The following is a 17,718-nucleotide window of genomic DNA, read 5'->3' as shown; positions in this document are numbered from 1 at the left end:
GTAGCAGAAATCATACAAATGAAATTGATTATAGTAAAATAGGATTAGAATTATTAAGAAAGTTGGTTTTTTATTGGAAACGATAGTATTTTCAATCTCCGTTTTTTTAGCAGGGATCTTGTCCTTCTTTTCTCCCTGTATCTTTCCTCTTTTGCCAGTTTATGCTGGGATTTTATTGGATGATCAGGAAAGCGCAAAAAGCTTTTCTTTCTTTGGGAGAAAGGTTGCCTGGTCAGGTCTGATTCGAACTCTTTGCTTTATCGCAGGCATTTCACTCATTTTCTTTATTCTAGGATTTGGTGCTGGTTACTTTGGTAATATTCTCTATGCCAATTGGTTTCGTTACACTATGGGAACAATTATTATCATTTTAGGCCTTCACCAGATGGAAATTTTTCATTTTAAGAAATTAGAGGTTCAAAAAAGCTTTACTTTTAAGAAATCAGAAGCCAATCGTTATTGGTCAGCCTTTTTACTCGGTATTACTTTTAGCTTTGGTTGGACGCCTTGTATTGGTCCAGTTTTGAGTTCTGTTTTAGCGCTTGCGGCTTCTGGAGGTAATGGTGCTTGGCAAGGAGCAATCTATACCTTAATTTACACTCTGGGGATGGCCATTCCTTTCTTGGTTTTGGCTCTAGCTTCAGGTGTAGTAATGCCTTATTTTAGTAAAATTAAACGTCATATGATGCTACTGAAGAAAATTGGTGGTTTCCTCATTATTTTAATGGGAATTTTGTTACTATTAGGACAAGTAAATGTTCTAGCTGGAATTTTTGAATAAAGGAGAAAAAGATGAAAAAAGTAATGTTTGCTGGCTTAAGCCTCTTGTCATTAGTCGTATTGATAGCCTGTGGTGAGGAAGAGACTAAAAAGACTCAAGCACCAGAACAATCCCCAAAACAACAGCAACAAACGCCTGTACAACAAATTGCTGTTGGAAAAGAGGCTCCAGACTTTACCTTGCAATCAATGGATGGCAAAGAAGTCAAGTTATCTGATTATAAGGGGAAAAAAGTCTATTTGAAGTTCTGGGCTTCATGGTGTGGTCCATGTAAGAAAAGTATGCCCGAGTTGATGGAATTGGCTGCAAAACCAGATCGCGATTTCGAAATTCTTAGTGTCATTGCACCAGGAATTCAAGGTGAAAAAACAGTCGAGCAATTCCCACAATGGTTCCAAGATCAAGGTTATAAGGATATCCCAGTTCTTTATGATACAAAGGCTACAACCTTCCAAGCTTATCAAATTCGAAGCATTCCTACAGAATACCTAATTGATAGCCAAGGAAAGATTGGAAAGATTCAATTTGGTGTTATCAGCAACGCGGATGCAGAAGCAGCCTTTAAAGAAATGAACTAGAATAGATAAAAATCTGATTACAAAAGTAGTCAGATTTTTTTAAAAAATTATTTTATAAATATTCACAAATATCCTATATTTATGGTAAAATAGAATCATCATTTTATTTTGGAGTCAAAGATGAATATATTTAGAACAAAGAACGTTAGTTTAGATAAAACGGAGATGCACAGGCATTTGAAATTATGGGATTTGATTTTGCTAGGTATCGGAGCCATGGTAGGGACAGGTGTCTTTACAATAACAGGTACTGCAGCCGCAACGCTTGCTGGTCCAGCCCTAGTGATTTCAATCGTCATTTCTGCCTTGTGTGTGGGATTATCAGCTCTCTTTTTTGCAGAATTTGCTTCACGAGTACCTGCTACAGGTGGTGCCTACAGTTATCTCTATGCCATCTTAGGAGAATTCCCAGCCTGGTTGGCAGGTTGGTTAACTATGATGGAGTTCATGACAGCCATATCAGGTGTGGCTTCTGGTTGGGCAGCTTATTTTAAAGGGTTGCTCTCTCAATACGGGATATCCCTTCCTCAGGCTTTAAATGGTACCTTTAATCCTCAGGCAGGGACATTTGTTGATTTATTGCCTATTCTTGTCTTGGTCTTGGTGACCTCGCTTGTTTTACTAAATGCTAAGGCAGCCTTACGCTTTAATTCGATCCTAGTTATTTTGAAATTTTCCGCTTTAGCCCTCTTTATTTTGGTAGGAATTTGGCATATCAAACTTGATAATTGGAGCAATTTTGCTCCTTATGGTTTTGGACAAATCTATGGCGCTAGTACTGGTATTATGGCTGGTGCGTCCTTGATGTTCTTTGGATTTTTAGGATTTGAATCTATTTCTATGGCTGTAGATGAAGTCAAGACTCCTCAAAAAAATATTCCTAGAGGGATTGTCTTATCACTTTCTATCGTAACCATTCTTTATGCCTTGGTGACGCTTGTTTTGACTGGTGTTGTCCATTACAGTCATCTAAATGTCGATGATGCCGTTGCCTTTGCTCTTCGTAGCGTTGGGATTAGTTGGGCAGCCAACTATGTGTCATTAGTGGCTATCTTGACCTTGATTACAGTTTGTATTTCGATGACCTATGCCCTATCGCGTATGATTTACAGTTTATCGCGTGATGGTTTAATGCCTGCCGCCTTTAAAGCACTAACGAAGACAAGCAAGGTACCCAAAAATGCTACTATCTTGACGGGTCTAGCTTCAGCAGTAGCAGCAGGAATGTTCCCACTAGCTAGTATTGCAGCCTTCTTAAATATTTGTACATTGGCCTACTTGATCATGCTAGCATACGGCCTGATTCGCTTAAGGAAAGAAAAAGGGATGCCCAAAGCTGGGGAATTTAAAACACCATTGGTACCTCTGTTACCAATTTTATCAATCATTATTTGTTTGTCCTTTATGTTGCAGTATAATATGGAAACCTGGCTTGCTTTCCTAGTTGCATTGTTAGTAGGAAGTATTATTTACTTCACTTATGGTTACAAGCATTCTACCATAGAAGAATAAAGTGAAAGTCTGTTGAGTTATTGAAACTCAGCAGATTTTTATATGTGAAAGAAATTTCAAATTTTTTCTAAAAATAGCTTGACAGATTAAATTTTTAGGAGTAAACTGTTTACCAGTTAATTAAATAGTTAAGGAGTTTTGTATGAAGAAACAAAGTTTATTTTTAGTATTGTTAAGTGTCTTTCTTTTATGTTTAGGTGCTTGTGGCCAAAAGGAAAGCCAGACAGGGAAAGGGATGAAAATTGTGACCAGTTTCTATCCTATCTACGCTATGGTCAAGGAAGTATCTGGTGACTTGAATGATGTTCGAATGATTCAGTCAAGTAGCGGTATTCACTCCTTTGAGCCTTCAGCGAATGATATCGCAGCCATCTATGATGCAGATGTCTTTGTTTACCATTCTCATACTCTCGAATCTTGGGCAGGAAGTCTAGATCCCAATCTTAAAAAATCCAAAGTTAAGGTTTTAGAAGCATCTGAGGGAATGACCTTGGACCGCGTCCCAGGGTTAGAAGATGTGGAAGCAGGGGATGGAGTTGATGAAAAAACACTATATGACCCTCACACTTGGCTAGATCCTGAGAAAGCTGGCGAAGAAGCGCAAATTATCGCTGATAAACTTTCAGAGGTGGATAGTGAGCATAAAGAAACTTACCAGAAAAATGCGCAAGCCTTTATCAAAAAAGCTCAGGAATTGACTAAGAAATTCCAGCCTAAATTTGAAAAAGCGAGTCAGAAAACATTTGTAACTCAACATACAGCTTTTTCTTATCTAGCTAAGCGATTTGGACTCAATCAACTTGGTATTGCAGGTATCTCTCCTGAACAAGAACCAAGTCCAAGACAACTAACAGAAATTCAGGAATTTGTTAAAACCTATAAGGTTAAAACGATTTTTACAGAAAGTAATGCTTCTTCAAAAGTAGCTGAAACTCTTGTCAAATCAACAGGTGTAGGTCTTAAAACTTTGAATCCTTTAGAGGCAGACCCACAAAATGACAAGACTTATTTAGAAAATCTGGAAGAAAATATGAGTGTTCTAGCAGAAGAATTGAAGTGAGGAAAGAATGAAAATCAATAAAAAATATGTAGTAGGTTCAGTGGCAGTTCTTGCCCTAAGTATTTGTTCCTATGAGCTTGGTCGGTATCAAGCTGGTCAAGTTAAGAAAGATTCTAATCGAGTTGCTTATATAGATGGTGATCAGGCTGGTCAAAAGGCAGAAAATTTGACACCAGATGAAGTTAGTAAAAGAGAAGGGATTAACGCAGAACAAATTGTTATCAAGATTACGGATCAAGGTTATGTGACTTCTCATGGAGATCATTATCATTACTATAATGGCAAGGTTCCTTATGACGCTATCATCAGTGAAGAACTCCTCATGAAAGATCCGAATTATCAGTTGAAGGATTCAGACATTGTCAATGAAATCAAGGGTGGCTATGTGATTAAGGTAGACGGGAAATACTATGTTTACCTCAAGGATGCGGCTCATGCGGACAATATTCGGACAAAAGAAGAGATTAAACGTCAGAAGCAGGAACATAGTAGTAATCACGGTGGCGGTTCAAACGATCAAGCGGTTGTTGCAGCCAAAGCCCAAGGACGCTATACAACGGATGATGGGTATATCTTCAATGCGTCTGATATCATTGAGGACACGGGTGATGCTTATATCGTTCCTCATGGCAATCACTTCCACTATATTCCTAAGAGTGACTTGTCTGCTAGTGAATTAGCTGCAGCCCAAGCCTTCTTATCTGGAAAAGGTGGCCAATTAAGTACCGTTGAATATCGTTCAAGCAGAGGTGAAACAAGATCTAGTGTGAGAACGAGTCAAGCTGATACTCCTCAAAATCCTACAACGTCTTCTGAGAGTCAAAATGAGGACTTGGATAGTCTCCTTCAAGAATTGTACGCTTTGCCACTTAGCCAACGACACGTGGAGTCTGATGGATTAGTATTTGATCCAGCACAGATTACAAAACGTACAGCAAATGGTGTGGCAGTGCCTCATGGGGATCATTTCCATTTCATTCCTTATTCGCAAATGTCTTCTTTGGAAGAAAAATTGGCTCGAAATCTACCAATTGGAGGTCAGCCAGTTCAAAGTCATTCTGATAATACGAAACCAAGCAGTCCTGAGAAAACAAGTTCAACCATTAAACCAAACTTTAATCTCAATACGCAGGCACCAAATCGAGGAACTGGAGGTGCCTATACAACGGATGATGGGTATGTCTTTAGTCCAACAGATGTGATTGAAGATACAGGTGACGCTTTTATTGTCCCTCATGGAAATCATTTCCACTACATACCAAAAGGCACTTTGTCGGCAGGAGAATTAGCTGCAGCTCAAGCTTATTGGAATGGTAAGCAGGGCTCTCGTACTTCTACAAGCTCAAGTAAACCAAGTAGTGATAATGGTAATCCAGCCCAACCAAGTTTGACAGAGACTCCAAATCTGACTGTTACCCCAACATATCATCAAAATCAAGGGGAAGACATTTCAACACTTTTAAGTGAATTGTATGCCAAACCTTTATCAGAACGTCATGTTGAATCAGATGGCTTAGTCTTTGATCCGGCACAAATCATCAAACGTACAGCTAATGGGGTCGCAGTGCCCCACGGAGATCATTATCACTTTATTCCTTATTCACAAATGTCACCACTGGAAGAAAAATTGGCTCGTATAATAGCTGTTAAGGGTCAAAATGGCAGTGTCTTGCCAAGTGTTACTCCTCTGAAGCCAGCCCCTACTACAAAACCTCTAGCACCAGTGGAAAATAAACCGACAGAATTTGATGTCAACCAGGTTGTTAGAAAAGTTGGCGACGGTTATATTTTCGAGGATAAGGGAGTCAGTCGTTATGTTCTAGCTAAAGACCTGGCTAAGGATAAGATTGACGCTATTGAAAATCTCTTGTCTAAGAAAACTCAAGAGACACACGCACTAGTTGCGAAGAAAGAAAATGTGGCACCTCGTGACCAAGAATTCTACGATAAAGCATATAATTTATTGACCGAGGCTCATAAAGCCTTGTCTGAAAATAAGGGACGTACTTCTGATTTCCAAGCCTTAGACAAATTAGCAGAGCGCTTGAATGATGAATCTACTAATAAAGGAAAATTGGTAGATGATTTATTGGCATTCCTAGCCCCAATTACCCACCCAGAACGTCTTGGTAAACCAAATTCTCAGATTGCTTATACAGACGATGAAATTAAATTAGCGAAATTAGCAGGTAAGTATACAACAGAAGATGGCTATATATTTGACACTCGTGATATTACCAGTGATGAGGGAGATGCTTATGTCACTCCACATATGACCCATAGTCATTGGATTAAGAAAGAAAGTTTGTCTGAAGATGAAAGAGTAGCAGCTCAAGCTTATGCTAAAGAGAAAGGTTTGACACCTCCTTCAACAGATAATCAGGGTTCAGGAAATACTGAGGTTAAAGGAGTAGAAGCAATCTATAATAAAGTTAAGGCTGCTAAGAAGGTTCCACTTGATCAAATTCCTTACAATTTACAACATACTGTTGAAGTTAAAAATGGTAGCTTAATTATACCTCATTACGACCATTACCATAACATTAAATTTGGGTGGTTTGACGAAGGACTTTATGAGGCACCTAAAGGCTATAGTTTAGAGGATCTCTTTGCGACTGTAAAATACTATGTAGAACATCCAAACGAACGTCCGCACTCAGATAATGGTTGGGGAAATGCCAGTGACCATGTTCGTAAAAATAAGCCAGAAGACAGTAAAACTGATGAAGATAAGAAACATGATGAAGTAAGTGAGCCAACTCGCCCTGAATCTGATGAAAAAGAGAATCACGCAGGTTTAAATCCTTCAGCAGATAATCTTTATAAACCAAGCACTGATACGGAAGAGACAGAGGAAGAAGCTGAAGATACTACAGATGAGGCTAAAGTTCCTCAAGTAGAGACTGAAAAAGTAGAAGCCAAACTCAAAGAAGTAGAAGCTCTACTTGATACAGTAACCGTTGCTAGTTTGAAAGACAATGTGGCAGAGAGTCTAGCTGGTTTACGAAATAATTTGAGCCTCCAAACTATGGATAATAATGGCATTATGGCAGAAGCAGAAAAATTACTTGCCTTGTTAAAAGGTAGTGAGTCAGTTACGACGAATCCAGAAGCATAAATTTTATCTTGTTAAATCAAAATAATGTAAGAGTCAGTAGCAATACTGGCTTTTATTTTTTAAAATGATATAAAAATCTTGACAGATAAACTTAAAAAAGGTAAACTATTTACTGGTTAATTAATTGGTTAAATAACCAGTTGAGAAAAAACTGTTTAACCGAGAAAAGAAGTTAAGAAATAGCTTCATCATTTATTGAAATGAGGGATTTATGAAATTCAGTAAAAAATATATAGCAGCTGGATCAGCTGTTATCGTATCCTTAAGTCTTTGCGCCTATGCACTGAACCAGCATCGCTCGCAGGAAAATAATGACAATAATCGTGTTTCTTATGTGGATGGTAGCCAGTCAAGTCAGAAAAGTGAAAACTTGACACCAGATCAGGTTAGCCAGAAAGAAGGAATTCAGGCTGAGCAAATTGTCATCAAAATTACAGATCAGGGCTATGTGACGTCACACGGCGACCACTATCATTACTATAATGGGAAAGTTCCTTATGATGCCCTATTTAGTGAAGAACTTTTGATGAAGGATCCAAACTACCAACTTAAAGACGCTGATATTGTCAATGAAGTCAAAGGTGGTTATATCATCAAGGTCGATGGAAAATATTATGTTTATCTGAAAGATGTTGCACATGCTGATAATGTTCGAACCAAGGATGAAATCAACCGTCAAAAACAAGAACACGTCAAAGATAATGAGAAGGTCAGCTCAGATGTTGCTGTAGCAAGATCACAGGGACGCTATACGACAGATGATGGTTATGTCTTTAATCCAGCTGATATAATTGAAGATACTGGTGATGCTTATATCGTTCCTCACGGAGGGCACTATCACTATATTCCAAAAAGTGATTTGTCTGCTAGTGAGTTAGCTGCTGCTAAAGCTCATCTAGCTGGCAAAAATACGCAACCGAGCCAGTTAAGGTATTCTTCAGTAGTTAGTGACAATAACACGCAATCTGTGGCACAAGGATCAACTAGCAAGCCAGAAAGCAAAGTTGAAAATCTCCAAAGTCTATTGAAGGAACTCTATGATTCACCTAGCGACCAACGTTACAGTGAATCAGATGGCCTGGTCTTTGATCCTGCTAAGATTATCAGTCGTACACCAAATGGAGTTGCGATTCCGCATGGTGACCATTATCACTTTATTCCTTACAGCAAGCTCTCTCCTTTAGAAGAAAAGATTGCTAGAATGGTGCCTATCGGTGGAACTGGTTCTACGGTTTCTACAAATGAAAAACCTCATGAAGTAGTGTCTAGTCTAGGCAGTCTTTCAAGTAGTCCATCTACTTTGAATCATGCTTCATTGTCTGCGAATAAAGCTATCTCTTCAACATCTGATGGCTATATCTTTAATCCAAAAGATATCGTTGAAGAAACAGCCACAGCTTATATTGTCAGACATGGTGACCATTTCCATTACATTCCAAAATCGAACCCAATTGGGCAACCGACTCTTCCTAACAATGGTCTAGCAACACCTTTGCCATCTCTTCCAGTCAATCCAGGTGTTTCACATGAGGAACATGAAGAAGATGGACACGGTTTTGATGCCAACCGGATTATTGCTGAAGATGAAGCAGGATTTATCATGACTCATGGTGACCACAATCATTACTTCTTCAAGAAGGACTTGACAGCAGAGCAAATTAAGGCTGCACAGGATCACTTGAAAGGGGCGAATACAACAACACCAAGTCCAGCTCATGATGACGATCACGATGAAGATCATCATGGACACCATCATGGTGAGGAACACGATCACGGTTTTGATGCCAATCGTGTCATTAGTGAGGATGAGCAAGGATTTGTTATGAGTCATGGTGATCATAACCATTACTTCTTCAAGAAAGACTTGACAGCAGACCAAATCAAGGCGGCTCAGGATCATTTGAAAACACATCATGATGTAGAGCCTGTAAAACCTCTTGCTAAAACGGTAGAGTCTTTCTCAAGAGATGCTAGCGATGAAGAAAAGATTGCTTATATCTCTAAGACCTATGGTGTTCCACTTGAAGCGATTAGAATTTCAAACGGATTCTTTGTCTTTGGAAATCCAGACCAAGCCTATGATCCAACTCATATCCACCCATATGCTGTTCGTAAGGAACATGTTCGTTTGCCACTCCAAACTGGAAATCCAGAACTTGATTTCCTAAATGAACTTTATACGACTGCCTTGCGAGATGGGGTGTCTCCTTATAGCTTACAGGTAGAGAATGGTAGTTTTGTGATTCCTCATGGCGACCACAATCACTACATCAAGGTTCAAACCAAGGGCTATGAAGTGGCTTTGAAAAACAAAATTCCAGCTCTACAATCCAATTATCAACCTGGAGCTTTTGATGAGAAGGCAGTCTTGGAAAAAGTAGATCAACTTTTAGCTGATAGCAGAAGTATCTACAAAGACAAGCCTATCGAACAAAGACAGATTGAGTTAGCCTTAGGTCAGTTTACTGAAAACATGAAGAAACTGGCAACTAACTCTACAGCGGGTTATCTTGCAACACTTGATCTCTTTGATAAGCAATATATCCATATTGATGAAAGTGTCAAACCTGTTGAAACAAGTGCTTTAGATAAGAAATATCAGGCCTTGATTGATAAAATCAATACTCTGGATACGGACACTTATGGACTTCCTAAGAAAGACCTTCTCGTTCGACTCCAAGAAGCTAAGTTGGCTAAAGATGAGGCAGGTTTGGCAGCGGTTGAATCACAACTTCAAGCTCTTCAAGACTTTAATGACCGAACAGGTGTTACAACAGTTGAATACATCAAGTATTTCTACGAACACGTAAATGACGGTCGTTTGAGTGATGAACTACGAAACAAAGTAGCTCAGTTGACTTGGACCTTGTATCAATCTCAATCCTTCCTTAAGGCAGCAGAATTGAACAAATTATTCCCAAGCATCTATCAGGCAAAACAAGAAGTGGAAGAAGCGTTGAAAGCTCAGCCAACTACTGCGAAATCAAGTCAGACAGTTCTAGATACTGAAAAAGTTGATAATCAAAGTGCCAAAACAGCTATTTATGGCTTCTTGAAAGAATTGTATGGAGACTTTATGCCTGAAGAACATGTCAATCATGTTAGCAAGGAAGAAGTAGAAAGCCTCTTGAGCAAGGCAAATCAACTCTTGGAGCAAATCCAAGAAGAAGGAATCAGACAATCCTTGGCAGAAGAAGTAGAAAATCTAAAAGCTGCCACAAACAAGGCTGATGCAGACTTGGATGAAGTAAACAGTCAGGTGAAAGATGTCTTGAGTCGTATCGCTAGCGCCCTTCAACAAGAAAAGGAAAATGCTGAGCAAGATCCTCAGACACTTGTACTCTATCAAAAACTCTACGATATTCTTATGTCGCTTCATGCTTATTTAGAAAACAATAAGGGTTCTGATGCAGACTTTGATAAAGTAGATGCATTGCTAGATCAACTTTCTGCTAAGAGTAAAGATAAAGCTGCTTTACTTGAGTTGACAAAAGCTATTTTAGTCTTGAATCAAGAAATCAAGTCAAAATCAAGCACAAGTGAAGAAGTAAGTCCAACAAGAAATGCTGAAGCAAATGGTGATAAGACAAGTCACAAAACTGAAACATCAGCAGCTGCGGAATCTAACAGTGAAACAGCAAGTGACGAAAACAAACCAAGCAACACAACCGATTCTAAACCTGCTGAATCAACTTCAGAAAAGGAAACAACAGAATCTACAACAAGTGCTGGAAATCAAGAAAAACCAGCAGAATAAACAGAAAGGCGAAGTAGCTGAGCTACCTCGTCTTTTTAGTCTTTATAAGCTACGATACCAATGATGGTATCAACTGCACGTTCCATAGTTTGAAGGCTAACGTATTCAAAACGTCCGTGCATATTTTCCCCACCCGCAAAGATATTCGGAGTTGGAATTCCCATAAAGGAAATTTTAGATCCGTCTGTTCCTCCACGGATTGGTTCAATAATAGGAGTGATACCCAGATCTTCCATAACGGCTTTAGCAATGGTAATTGGAGTCATATCTTTTTCAATGACTTCTTTCATATTGTAGTACTGATCTGTCAGATTTAGAGTGACACGGTCGCTACCAAGTTCTTGATTCATCTTATCAGCGATAGACTGCATAGCTGCTTTACGCGCTTCAAAGGCATCTTTTTCAAAATCACGAATGATGTAGCTTGCACGCGCCTCTTCGACACTACCTGTCACATCCATTAGATGGTAAAAACCTTGGTAACCTTCAGTTAACTCAGGTCGGTCATTTTCTGGAAGTTGATTGTGAAAATCAATTGCTAGCTGAAGGGCATTGACCATTTGGCCCTTAGCTGTACCAGGGTGGACATTACGTCCTTGAAAATGAAGTTCTGCAGCAGCCGCTGAGAAGGTCTCGTACTGAAGTTCTCCTAGTGGACCACCATCAACAGTGTAAGCAAAATCCACATCAAAATCTTCTGCATCAAATTTATTAGCACCAACACCGATTTCCTCATCTGGTCCAAAACCAACACGAATCTCACAGTGCTTGATTTCAGGGTGAGCAGTTAGATATTCAATAGCAGTCATAATTTCAGCAATACCAGACTTGTCATCAGCGCCTAGTAGGGTTGTTCCGTCTGTTGTGATAAGCGTTTGTCCTGGATATTTCTCAAGACTCTTGAAGTCAGCTGGATCCAGTTTAAAACCAGAATTCCCTAGTTCAATCACACCACCATCGTAGTTTTCAATCACCTGAGGATTAACTCCTTCGGCATTAAAATCAGCAGTATCCATGTGGGAAATGAAGCCAATCTTGCGTGTTAAAGATGGATCATTAGCTGGCAAGGTCCCAATGGCAAAGCCATTTGGAAGGTAGTAGACGTTTTGCAGTCCAACACGTTTCATTTCAGGAATAAGAACATTGGTTGCGAAGTCAACCTGACTTTGCGTACTTGGAGTAGTAGTAGAGTGTTCATCAGAGCGCGTGTTGACCTTAACATAGGTTAGGAAGCGGTCCAAGAGATTTGGGTAAGTCATTAAAAACTCCTTTTGAATTTATTTTTTCCATTGTATCATAGAAAGAAGAGAAAAACAAAAGCAGAAATTAGGGGAATTTACAATGTTAGCGTTTACTTATCAACGAATTCATGATAAAATAAACTTGATAAAAATATCACAAGGAAGCGATTATGAAAAAAGCAATTTTAATGATGACTTTCGGTTCGCCAGAAGAGATTACCTTTGAAGGTGTAGCTGATTTTTTCACAAATATTCGTCGTGGAGTGAGACCTCAAGACCACGAGATTCAAACTCTCTATGATAATTATGTACGAATTGGTGGCACGCCTCTGCAAAAAATTACCCGTGAAGAGGTTGCCTTGGTAGAAGCTAGGCTGGGGAATGAATACAGTGTTTATTTTGCTAATAAGTTTTCTAGACCCTTTATCCCAGATGTGATTGGTCAGATGGAAGCAGACGGAATCGAGCAGTGTATTTGCTTGATTTTGGAGCCACATTATTCTTTTTACTCTGTCATGGGATACGAGAAATTTTTAGAAAGTAAGCAAATTCAATTTTTAGTTATTAAGGACTGGTATCAAGAAGAAGCGCTCTTAAACTATTGGGCAGATGAAATTGCGAAGATTTTAAAAGAAGAAGTGAAGCAAGATAGCTTTAAAGTCATCTTTTCAGCCCATAGTGTGCCCATTTTTGCCTTGGATTTTGGTGACCCTTATATCGACCAAATTTTTGAAAATAGTAAGCTAGTTGCTGAAAAACTGAGTTTGAGTTCCGAGCAATATACCAACACTTGGCAGAGTGAGAGTGATATCGGGATTCCATGGATCAAGCCAGATGTATTAGAATATCTCAGAGAACAGACAGAGCATCCAGACCATTATATTTTTGTACCTATTAGTTTTATCAGTGAGCACATTGAGGTCTTGTTTGACAACGATGTGGAATGTTATGAGTTATGTAAGGAATTTGGGGTTCATTACCATCGTCCACCAATGCCGAATACAGATTCTCGTTTGATTGATGCTTTGATTAGTACAGTCAGAGCCAATGAACATCAAGAATTTAAGGAATTTCTCCCAGAAGAAGAAACCTTTGATGAGTTAGTTCCTTCAGATGAGACTAAAAATATCTTGGCCGAATCTCAAGATTTACAAATGCCTGAATTTGTGAAAAAACTGATTGAGAAAAAAGGTCGTGAGAATGTTAAGATGCCTTATCTTATCAAGAGAATGCTTGAAAAAGCAGGTAAGTTACCAAAAGAGTAAAGAAAAAAGGATTTAGCTTTGTGCTAGATCCTTTTAATTGATTATTTTTTCTCAAGAAGAGCTTTAATCTCTTGAAGTACTTCCAACTCAGTTGGACCAGCTGGAGCTTCCTCAGCAGCTTCTTTCTTAGTAAGACTTTGAGCTTTTTCAATACCTTTGATAAGGAAGAAGAGAACAGTACCGATAACTAGGAAGTTGATAACAGCGCTCAAGAATTTACCGTATGTAACACCATTCCAAGCAAGCTCAGCGATGTTTTGTACTTTCGCAGCTTCCAAGGCTGGATTCAAAATAAGTGGAGTGATGATATCATTAACAAGTGAAGTAACGATTGCACCAAAAGCAGTGGCAATAATCACACCGACAGCAAGGTCAACAACGTTACCACGAAGCAAAAATGCTTTAAGATCTTTTAACATTTTCATAATTTCCTTTCAAAAAATTTTTACTCTTAATTATATATTAATTAAGAAGTTCTTGCAAGCTATATGCTTAAATTTTTTCTTATTTTTTAAAAATAAATACCTTACTAAAAATGTAATTGAGAATAATTATTAAGAATTGTGCAATAACTGTTTCAACACCATTCACTCTATTAATATTATTATTTACAAATTGCCCGATAATATTTGGAAACTGAGTTACAAAGAGAAAAGTTAAAAACAAGTCTAAAAGAAAAGTAGATAGACGTGCTAGAATAAATTTCATTAAACGGCTTGGCCAATTCTCTCTAGCTTGCTTAAATACAAGCCTATCATTTGTACTAAATGCAAAGAGGATACCGATACTATTTGCTAGTCCAGTAGCCAGGAGTTCTTGTTGAGTTAGTTGATAAATGACTAATCGGGATAGGATAGAGACAAGAGTAGTAGTTAGACCAAAAAAGAGATAGAGTAAAAGCTCATTCTCTAAGAGACTTTGAATGCGTTTTTTCATGTTTTTAGTATAGCATAAAGCAGTCTATTGTGCTATACTAGTAAGGTTGATTGAATCAACCCTTGGTGCTTAGCTTCTTTCACCAAGCATATTACACGCGGGAAACCGCCAAAGGAGAAAAGATGAAAAAATTAACTATTCGTGACGTTGCAGATATTGCAATCGTTGCTGCTATCTATGTCGTTTTAACTGTCACACCACCCCTAAATGCAATCAGCTATGGTGCTTATCAGTTCCGTATTTCAGAAATGATGAACTTTATGGCTTTTTACAATCCTAAGTACATCATCGGAGTTACCATTGGTTGTATGATTGCTAATTTCTTTAGCTTTGGACTGCTGGATGTCTTTGTTGGTGGTGGTTCAACCTTGGTATTCCTCAGTCTAGGTGTTTGGCTTTTTGCAAAATATAGCAAGGATTACCTCTTTAACGGATTGATTCGCAAAGATCATTTCTTCTTTTCAATCCTCTTTTCAATTTCCATGTTTACCATTGCTGCTGAGTTGAATATCGTAGCTCAATTACCATTTTTCCTTACTTGGTTTACAACAGGAATTGGCGAATTTGCCTCATTGATTATTGGAGCGATTATCATTGGTAAAATTGGTCGTCGAATTGATCTAAGCAAATAGACGAAGACAAGCTGGGTAGCCCTTACCTGGCTTTTTCTTATGGAAAATTTCTTAGGAAACTTGACAAGTTTTTCTAACTATAGTATACTTTTTAAGTAAGCTGATTTAGCTCAGTTGGCAGAGCGCATCCATGGTAAGGATGAGGTCGCCGGTTCAATCCCGGCAATTAGCATGAAAGAGACAGAAAAGCCCTTGATTTAGAAGGGCTTTTGTTATGTCTGCCCCAAATTTTTCAAAAATATTTTTTAGCATGAAAGAGAACAAATAATCTTGGAAAGCCAAGATTTTTCTTGTAGACCTGTGCAAATAAATCTACAGAGTTGTAAGTGGTAAGAGTTTTTAGAAAATCAAATAATTCAATATTTTTAGGAGAACAGAGAAATCTGTTCTCTTTTTTGTTCGCTTAAAATCTATTTGAAAGGAGTTCAACGATGGTAGGATTGGAGATTGTATTGAATTTAGACACGTTAGAAATCTTTGACGTTATCGATCATGATAAGAATGGAAACAGCGAACAAGCGCCTACCCCCATCCAATTAAGCTTATTTGACTCAATGACGTGCATTTGACAAAAGGAGATATATTAGGATGGACAGAGAAGCGCTATACAATGAATTAATTCAAAGCGAACCACTAGGTTTCATTGATCCGTTTTCTGACCTTGGTGAATTCGATTCTCTTCAGCTGAAATTTAAACAACCCGTAAAGGACTTAGTGAATCGATATTCAGGACAACCATATAGCTTAGCCTGGCAACATAAAATCATGGAAATGCGGAAGTTGTTTATTGCTTATCAGATAGCATTAAATGAAGAAGATAAGCAAATAAACTTTCAGCGAAGAACAAGAAGCGAAGAGTCCAAAGAACATGCTGATGCTATTGTAATAACCTATTTGAAGCTGGGTTTTAGTTTTAAAGAGATTGAGAAGCGTGTTTCTTTATCTTACAAACAACTTCGTAGAGGCTGGAGAAGAAGTGATCACATCATGACAAATAGTCCTGAATTCTATAGCAAAGGGGACTTATCTGAAGGTTACTGTTTATCGAGTAAAAAGCTACCTGAAAGTATGAGAATCAACGAGGAGTAATTATCATGAAAGAAGCAGTATCAAAGAAAGGTATTTGTCAAAGATGTGGCTGCACCTGGATGACTCCTTGTGTTGATGAAAAATGGGGTAGCTGTTGGTGGATGGACCATGATGAGACTATTTGTAGTCATTGTTTTTGGAAATTAGACGAAGAAAAAATCAGACATTATGAAGAAGATTAATTTACAAGAATGTTTTAGCTTAATCACAAAAGACGGATTAAGAACACAAAAATTTAAGAATAGCCATCTACAGCTCATCTCTTCAGCTGAAGAAGGAAGACGAGGGTCTGTATTTGCTTATCGTTCAAAAGCGAACATGGTGAAGGCACGTGGTGTTGTTTTAACCTCTGTCGAATCATTGCTGGAGAACCAGGATCAGTTTACACACTGGACTCCTAATGTCTATTGCTATGGAAGCTATAGCGATGCTAGACGACGGATTACACGTGGCCACTCTGAAGATAATCTTAGACAGATTAACACATTCTACATTGACTTTGATATTACCTCTTCAGCTGAAGAAATGACCGCAGGAGATATTTTAACTGCTTCCTTGGATCTCGGTTTTATGCCGACGTTGATTTTAAAAACCGATAAAGGATTTCAAGCATATTTTGTCTTATCAGAATCGGCTTATGTTACAGCTCATTCTCAATTTCGAGTGATAAAGGTGTCCAAAGCTATCTCTCAAAATTTGAGAAATTACTTTGCTCAAACTTTACCAGTAGATTTGACTTGTAACCATTTTGGGATTGCTCGTATTCCTCGGACTGATAATGTCGAATTCTTTGAACCTGACTATGCCTATTCATTCAAGGAGTGGTTAGATTGGTCAATGAAGCAATCAGAACTTCCTTTTCCAAGTAAAAAGCCCAATTTGACGGTTATTTCAGGCTCTAAAGGAGTGAAACAGATTGATGAACCTTGGTATCAATTGCTGATGAGAGAGGGGAATATCAAAGGTGGAAAAGCTTTGATGGGAAGAAATAACGTTCTTTTCACGCTAGCTTTAGCCAACTTCTCTTCAGGAATCGATCAGGAAGAGTGTGAGGAGGTTCTTTCTAGTTTTAATGCAAATCTAGACGAACCACTCTCTTCAGCTGAATATCATAAGATTATCACAAGCGCCTACTCAGGAAAATATGAAGCTGCTAGTCGTGACTATGTAATGACTTTATGTAAAGAATGGGTCAATCAGGAACTCAAGGCTTCAGATCTCTTTGTGAAGCAACGTTGGTACAAGTTTAAGAAGAAACGTGCAGACAGAAAGAATAGTCATCTTCATGAATGGAAAACAGACGTAATGGTCTATTTAGAAGGTTTCTATCAATCCGAGGATCCATTTATCCAGACGACAAAAAAAGAGATACGAGAGAATTTGAACATCCCTGAGCGCTCATTGGATAAAGTATTGAAGGTTCTCAAAGCAGAACAAAAGATCTTCTTCACAGTCAAACACGGCCGTGGAGGAGGCATCAGATTAGCCTCTATCAAAGCAATCTTACTTTCCCTTATCCAGGTGAAGAAAGAACGTCAGGAGGCTTATATGGCCAATATTGCTGCTTTCTTTGAAGAAAGCTTAGAGTTCACTCAGAGAGTGATAGAAAGGGTTAAAGATGGCTTTAAACAAACACAACAACTATCTCTATTTGAGCTTGATATTGGATAATTTTAAAAACCCGTAAACTGCCTTTACATTATATCTATGATTATTACAAGGATATGCATGCATATAAAATAACTTAAG

14 protein-coding genes, 1 tRNA gene and 1 riboswitch are annotated in these 17,718 nt (G+C 38.3%); of the genes, 12 read left to right on the top strand and 3 right to left on the bottom strand.

Annotation, left to right across the window (positions count from 1 at the left end; translation table 11 throughout):
- Positions 1 to 73: 73 nt before the first annotated feature.
- The 6 genes from ccdA2 to JQ841_RS00405 all read left to right on the top strand — a co-directional run bounded on the left by ccdA2 (position 74) and on the right by JQ841_RS00405 (position 10,806).
- Complete coding sequence (ccdA2, locus tag JQ841_RS00430; protein WP_203179784.1) at positions 74 to 781, top strand: thiol-disulfide oxidoreductase-associated membrane protein CcdA2; 708 nt, start codon at positions 74 to 76, stop codon at positions 779 to 781.
- An 11-nt stretch (positions 782 to 792) separates the two neighbouring features.
- Positions 793 to 1,359, top strand: coding sequence for a thiol-disulfide oxidoreductase-associated lipoprotein SdbB (gene sdbB, locus JQ841_RS00425; RefSeq protein WP_203179783.1), 567 nt, complete (start codon positions 793 to 795; stop codon positions 1,357 to 1,359).
- 120 nt (positions 1,360 to 1,479) lie between these two features.
- A complete protein-coding gene (locus JQ841_RS00420) occupies positions 1,480 to 2,871 on the top strand; it encodes an APC family permease (RefSeq protein WP_203179782.1) in 1,392 nt (463 codons plus the stop codon).
- Between the two features lie 142 nt (positions 2,872 to 3,013).
- Positions 3,014 to 3,931, top strand: coding sequence for a zinc-binding lipoprotein AdcAII (gene adcAII, locus JQ841_RS00415; protein WP_049539664.1), 918 nt, complete (start codon positions 3,014 to 3,016; stop codon positions 3,929 to 3,931).
- Positions 3,932 to 3,938: 7 nt separating this feature from the next.
- Positions 3,939 to 7,049 carry a pneumococcal-type histidine triad protein gene (locus JQ841_RS00410; RefSeq protein WP_203179781.1) on the top strand — a complete coding sequence of 1,037 codons (3,111 nt, stop codon included), beginning with the start codon at positions 3,939 to 3,941 and terminating at the stop codon, positions 7,047 to 7,049.
- Positions 7,050 to 7,260: 211 nt separating this feature from the next.
- Positions 7,261 to 10,806: a pneumococcal-type histidine triad protein gene (locus JQ841_RS00405; RefSeq protein ID WP_203179780.1), complete on the top strand. Its 3,546-nt coding sequence runs from the start codon at positions 7,261 to 7,263 to the stop codon at positions 10,804 to 10,806.
- Between the two features lie 35 nt (positions 10,807 to 10,841).
- Here the strand turns inward: JQ841_RS00405 and pepT are convergent, their stop codons facing one another.
- On the bottom strand, positions 10,842 to 12,065 hold the full coding sequence (gene pepT, locus JQ841_RS00400; RefSeq protein ID WP_203179779.1) for a peptidase T: 1,224 nt from the start codon (positions 12,063 to 12,065) through the stop codon (positions 10,842 to 10,844).
- 152 nt (positions 12,066 to 12,217) lie between these two features.
- Here pepT and hemH point away from each other — a divergent pair, with 152 nt between their 5' ends.
- Positions 12,218 to 13,312, top strand: a complete 1,095-nt coding sequence (gene hemH, locus JQ841_RS00395) for a ferrochelatase (RefSeq protein ID WP_203179778.1) — start codon at positions 12,218 to 12,220, stop codon at positions 13,310 to 13,312.
- Positions 13,313 to 13,353: 41 nt separating this feature from the next.
- Here hemH and mscL read toward each other — a convergent pair whose 3' ends face one another.
- Complete coding sequence (gene mscL / locus JQ841_RS00390) at positions 13,354 to 13,731, bottom strand: large conductance mechanosensitive channel protein MscL (RefSeq protein ID WP_203179777.1); 378 nt, start codon at positions 13,729 to 13,731, stop codon at positions 13,354 to 13,356.
- A gap of 85 nt (positions 13,732 to 13,816) precedes the next feature.
- A complete protein-coding gene (locus tag JQ841_RS00385; protein ID WP_203179776.1) occupies positions 13,817 to 14,248 on the bottom strand; it encodes a GtrA family protein in 432 nt (143 codons plus the stop codon).
- 28 nt (positions 14,249 to 14,276) lie between these two features.
- Positions 14,277 to 14,373, top strand: a riboswitch (PreQ1 riboswitch).
- On the opposite strand from JQ841_RS00385, the gene JQ841_RS00380 reads away from it, so the two are divergent.
- The 5 genes from JQ841_RS00380 (at position 14,371) to JQ841_RS00360 (ending at position 17,640) form a co-directional block, all read left to right on the top strand.
- The gene (locus JQ841_RS00380; protein ID WP_000737072.1) at positions 14,371 to 14,880 is read left to right on the top strand and encodes a QueT transporter family protein; all 510 of its coding nucleotides are present in this window, start codon (positions 14,371 to 14,373) and stop codon (positions 14,878 to 14,880) included. (Overlaps the previous riboswitch by 3 nt.)
- A gap of 99 nt (positions 14,881 to 14,979) precedes the next feature.
- Positions 14,980 to 15,052 (top strand) — tRNA-Thr (locus JQ841_RS00375).
- 416 nt (positions 15,053 to 15,468) lie between these two features.
- Positions 15,469 to 15,969, top strand: coding sequence for a modification methylase Sau96I (locus tag JQ841_RS00370; protein WP_124787927.1), 501 nt, complete (start codon positions 15,469 to 15,471; stop codon positions 15,967 to 15,969).
- Positions 15,970 to 15,974: 5 nt separating this feature from the next.
- Positions 15,975 to 16,151: a hypothetical protein gene (locus JQ841_RS00365; protein WP_203179775.1), complete on the top strand. Its 177-nt coding sequence runs from the start codon at positions 15,975 to 15,977 to the stop codon at positions 16,149 to 16,151.
- On the top strand, positions 16,138 to 17,640 hold the full coding sequence (locus JQ841_RS00360; RefSeq protein ID WP_203179774.1) for a primase C-terminal domain-containing protein: 1,503 nt from the start codon (positions 16,138 to 16,140) through the stop codon (positions 17,638 to 17,640). Before JQ841_RS00365 ends, JQ841_RS00360 begins: the two co-directional genes overlap by 14 nt.
- Positions 17,641 to 17,718: the final 78 nt, after the last annotated feature.

Origin of the sequence: Streptococcus mitis (assembly GCF_905187535.1) — a bacterium.
GTDB lineage: Bacteria > Bacillota > Bacilli > Lactobacillales > Streptococcaceae > Streptococcus > Streptococcus mitis_BS.
Note: the sequence above shows the minus strand (reverse complement) of the source record. Positions and strands in the feature narration are given on the sequence as shown.